This is a genomic window from Rhodococcus sp. (in: high G+C Gram-positive bacteria) (assembly GCF_049286785.1).
In the GTDB taxonomy this organism is placed as follows: domain Bacteria; phylum Actinomycetota; class Actinomycetes; order Mycobacteriales; family Mycobacteriaceae; genus Rhodococcus_F.
The window spans coordinates 1-4,201 of record NZ_JBAQEO010000023.1 but is presented as its reverse complement, the minus strand read 5'-3'; the positions used below and the strand labels follow the sequence as shown (position 1 = coordinate 4,201).

The 4,201-nt window shown below is 65.7% G+C and carries 4 protein-coding genes and 1 pseudogene; 1 reads left to right on the top strand and 4 read right to left on the bottom strand.

Translation table 11 applies throughout. From position 1 onward, the window contains the following. The coding region (locus WAW17_RS01095) for a sigma-54-dependent Fis family transcriptional regulator (RefSeq protein WP_422331185.1) at positions 1 to 1,324 on the bottom strand (1,324 nt) is incomplete at its 3' end. Between the two features lie 430 nt (positions 1,325 to 1,754). Here WAW17_RS01095 and WAW17_RS01090 point away from each other — a divergent pair. Then, the gene (locus WAW17_RS01090; protein WP_422331184.1) at positions 1,755 to 1,892 is read left to right on the top strand and encodes a hypothetical protein; all 138 of its coding nucleotides are present in this window, start codon (positions 1,755 to 1,757) and stop codon (positions 1,890 to 1,892) included. Between the two features lie 25 nt (positions 1,893 to 1,917). On the opposite strand, the gene WAW17_RS01085 is transcribed toward WAW17_RS01090, so the two are convergent. The 3 genes and pseudogenes from WAW17_RS01085 to WAW17_RS01075 form a co-directional block, all read right to left on the bottom strand. Then, positions 1,918 to 3,129, bottom strand: coding sequence for an acetyl-CoA C-acetyltransferase (locus WAW17_RS01085; protein WP_422331183.1), 1,212 nt, complete (start codon positions 3,127 to 3,129; stop codon positions 1,918 to 1,920). A 28-nt stretch (positions 3,130 to 3,157) separates the two neighbouring features. Continuing rightward, entirely contained in the window at positions 3,158 to 3,928 is a 771-nt protein-coding gene (locus tag WAW17_RS01080; protein ID WP_422331186.1) for an IclR family transcriptional regulator, read from the bottom strand. Between the two features lie 56 nt (positions 3,929 to 3,984). Next, positions 3,985 to 4,201: pseudogene (locus WAW17_RS01075) on the bottom strand (hypothetical protein); the annotation flags it as partial.

The window sequence follows — 4,201 nt, the reverse complement described above, 5'->3', positions numbered from 1 at the left end:
CCCGACGCCAGCTGCCGAAGTAGGTGGGGTACGAGGTCGTCCAGATCCTCGATGCGATGGCGCAGCGCGGGCAGGTGCACGGTGTGACTGAGGAAGGGGAGGAGTACCGCATCGATCGTGGTGGTTCGGACCGCGGGATCGAGTGTCGCACCGATCCAGCATCGGAGGTCGGGAACGCCGACGGAGTGAGCACCCGGGGACGTGCCGCCGGAGTGCATTGAGTCGCTGCCGCCTTCAGGAGGTGGCCGCGTCCGGTCCCGGGTTCGCCGGAGATGACGACCCAGTGCCTTTCTCGGACACAGCGCTGTACCTGCGCACAACTGCGGCGCCACGACGCGCTGGATCCGACGATGCCGGGTATCGGCAGATCACGGCCCACGTCGACCCGCGTGGCCGGCGTGGGATCCGTGAGTCGCACGTGCAGTAGGACGGCCTTGCCTGCCCGGGTGTGGGTGAGCTCGTCACCGGTGTCGAGCCGAACGCTGCATCCACTGGGCAGGGTCACGACGGTGTGGCCGGTGTTCGGTTCGTCGAGCAGATCGACGGCGTGTTCGAGCAGCGCCGCCTGATCGTAGGCGTCCAGACTTTCGCGAACATGCCGGTTGGTGAGGGCGATGTCGCCACCGACGGCTATGACACCGTGCGAGGAGTGACGGCAGGCCCTGAGATAGGCGTTCAGTAACGCGGTCTCACGCGCGCTCGACTGCGCCAGCAGCCGCGTTTGGATCTGGCTGGTCGCGGACTTGGCGAGTGTGGCGAGAAGCGTGCCACCCTGGTCGACCCAGCCGGTGAGGTCGAGCGCGCCGACGAGGACACCGGTCAGTGGGTGGATGATCGGGATGCCGGCGCAGGTCAGCCGACCGAGCGCATCCGCATAGTGCTCTCCCCCCGTGACGAGTGTGGGTGTTCGGGTTTCGAGCGCGGTGCCGATGCCGTTGGTGCCGACGAACTCCTCGGCGTAGCTGTATCCGGTGGTGAGCTGGACGTTGTCGAGCGACCGATTCAGGCGCCGATCCGACGCGCCACGGTGCAGGACCACCCCGTCGGCGGAGGTCAGGATTACGCTGATGGGTTCCGCGGCCAGATCGGCGGCGAGTTGCTTCAGAACCGGTGCTGCCGCGCTCATCAGCGGACTGTCCAGGTTCGGTTCCCTGATGAACGGAAGTTCGACCCTGTCGGGAGAGACACGAAGGGACTGGGATCGGCGCCAGGAGTCGAGGATGCTTTCACGTACGGCCGCGGGATGGGGTTCCTGTGAGGTCAGGAAGTGCTCGCGGGCTGCCTCGAGTTCTCGCCTGCCGGACGCGAGTTGGTGTGATGACACCTTGGCCCTCCACCTCTTTCCCATTCGGGCGCATCCGGGCATGTTCTGCCCGTGCGCGTCTGGTGTAGCGGTGGTGAGAAGAGCGTAAACGTGTCTCACTTTGCGACAGGTCTCAAACTGAGACGTGCATCACACGCTTTCGGTGTGCCACGAGTCACGGAGCTACAGCGGCTCGGTCGCCGTCGGAGATGCGCTGGCCCAATGTCACATTCGTTCAATCTGACTGAACCGCTGTGACATTGGGCGCACGTGCGGTGTGGATTCGGGCGCATCTGGATGAACGGAGCGGAATCTTGGTGGCGGCGGGCGGAAGAGTAATGCGCGACTGATGTGACCCCGAGCACAGAAGGTTCTTCAGATGGCTTATTGTGGGCTCCACCATTTCCCACGTGCGTTCGAATGTGAACCGCGTCAGCAGAAACGAGCAAGCATGAGTGAACAACCGTCCGGAGCAAAGCTGCGTTTCCAGATGCTGCTCGGCAAGGTTCTGATGAAGGTGTACCAGGTCAAGATGAGGTTCTCGCGTAAGCAACCTTCACAGGATCCTGCTGCGCCGTCGGCCGAATAGACGCCGACTTCCCCGCATCGACGGTTCAGGCTCGTTCGAACACCGCGGCCAGTCCCTGTCCACCGCCGATGCACATGGTTTCCAGCCCGTAACGGGTCTCGCGCCGATCCATTTCGCGAAGGAGCGTGGCGAGAATCCGGCCGCCGGTGGCTCCCACGGGATGTCCCAGGGAAATACCGGAACCGTTGGGATTCAGGCGCTCGTCGGTGGGGTCCAGATCCCAGGACCGCAGCACGGCGAGCGTCTGAGCGGCGAAAGCCTCGTTCAGTTCGATCACGCCGATGTCGGACAGTGTGAGACCGAGCTGACCCAGGGCCTTCTCCGTGGCGGGCACCGGACCGATGCCCATGGTGCGGGGCGGCACACCCGCCACCGCCCAGGACGCCATCCGGGCCAGCGGTTTCAGTCCCAGCTCCTTCGCCTTCCCAGCGGTCGTCACGACGCACACCGCGGCGCCGTCGTTCTGGCCGCTGGCGTTTCCGGCAGTGACGGTGGAGGCGGGATCGATCCTCGAACGGAGGGCGCACAGCTTGCCGAGTGATTCCAGCGTGGTATCGGCGCGCGGGTGCTCGTCCGTCTCGACGAGGAGCGGACCCGACTTGCGTTGGGGAACAGTAACTCCCACGATCTCCTCGGCGAACCGACCCGACTGCTGCGCGGCGACGGCGCGCTGATGCGACTGCACGGCGAGAGCGTCCTGATCCTCGCGGCTGATGTCGAACTCCGCACGCAGGTTCTCGGCGGTCTCGATCATGCCGCCGGGGACGGGAAAGTTCTCGCCGCCCGCCGTCACGCGTGCACGGGCGAGGCGATCCGCAAGCTGCACGCCCTCACCCTTGACGCCCCAGCGGATGTTGGGGTGGGTGTAGAACTCGGCCTGGCTCATGGACTCCGCCCCGCCGGCGAGGACGAGTTCGTTGCCGCCGGAGGCCACCTGCAGCACTGCGGTGATGATCGCCTGCAGACCGGATCCGCAGCGCCGATCGACCTGCATGCCCGGAACATCGATGCCGAGGCCGGAGTCGAGGGCGGCGATCCTCCCGATCGCGGGGGCCTCGCCGCCCGGGGAAGCCTGCCCGAGGATTACGTCGTCGATCTGGCTGCCGTCAAGGCCCGTGCGTTCGACGAGTGCCCTGATAACGGTGGCCGCGAGGGCTTGCGGGGTAATGTCTTTGAAGACTCCGCCGAAGCGGCCGACCGGTGTCCGCAGGGGCTCACAGATGACGACGTCACGCATGGAAAACCTTTCGTTCTTCGCCCCGGCGTCAGCGGTTGACGGTGGCGAGGTCCTGTTCGATGTCGTGCGCGGCGATGCGCAACGACGGAATGAGATCGGTATAGAGGTCGTCGAGGCGGTACCTCGCGGCGTGGGTGGAGATGTTGACCGCCGCGACGGTCCGTCCGGCGGTATCGCGGATGGGTGCTGCCATCGATCTCAGCCCCGCCTCGAGTTCCTGATCGAGGACGCAGTAGTCGTTCTCGCGCACCGACAGGATGGCGGCGCGCAGATCTTCGGGCGTGCCGATCGCGTGGTCGGTGAGCGGCTGGATATCGATCCGGCGTAGGTAGGCGTCCAGTTCCTCGTCGGTGAGTCCTGCCAGCAGAACGCGGCCCATCGACGTGGCGTAGGCGGGAAAGCGGGTGCCGATGGTGATCCCCACGGTCATGATGCGACTGACGGGAACACGGGCGACGTACACGATGTCGTCGCCGTCGAGAATCGACACCGACGTCGATTCGTGCACCCTTTGGCTGAGCTTCTCCAGATGTGGTTGCGCCACTTCGGGAAGAGACAGGCTCGACAGGTAGCTGTAGCCCAGTTCGAGGATCCGTGGTGTCAACCAGAACGTCGAACCGTCGGTGGCTACGTATCCGAGTTCGACGAGTGTCAGCAGGAACCGGCGCGCCGTCGCTCGCGTGAGGTCGGTGGCGCGGGCGACATCGCTGAGCGTGCGCCGCTGATGCGCGTGATCGAAGCAGCGGATCACGGCGAGACCGCGTGCCAGGGATTGCACGTAATCGGGAGAGGGAAGCATCTTCTCCGCGACGGAGGGGGAGTTGTCCGGTTGGATGGAGTCCGCAGGTTGGGCGGTCATATCGCAGAATCCTCCTCGCACCCGGCGCGTCCGCGCGAGTGGTGCGCACCGAGGATGTGTTCGCGCAGCAGAGCCGTGACCTTGCCGGGCTGTTCGAGGTTGGCGACGTGCGCGGCGGGGGAGAGCACCTCGAACCGGGACCCGGTGATGCCGTCCGCAAGGATCTGCATCACCGACGGCGGCGTGGACGGGTCCTCGGCCCCGGCGATGATC

What these genes read in the sequence shown, in the direction of transcription:
- WAW17_RS01090 (WP_422331184.1), top strand. Translation starts at nt 1,755, where the DNA reads ATGAGTGAACAACCGTCCGGAGCAAAGCTGCGTTTCCAGATGCTGCTC.
- WAW17_RS01085 (WP_422331183.1), bottom strand. Translation starts at nt 3,129, where the DNA reads ATGCGTGACGTCGTCATCTGTGAGCCCCTGCGGACACCGGTCGGCCGC.
- WAW17_RS01080 (WP_422331186.1), bottom strand. Translation starts at nt 3,928, where the DNA reads ATGCTTCCCTCTCCCGATTACGTGCAATCCCTGGCACGCGGTCTCGCC.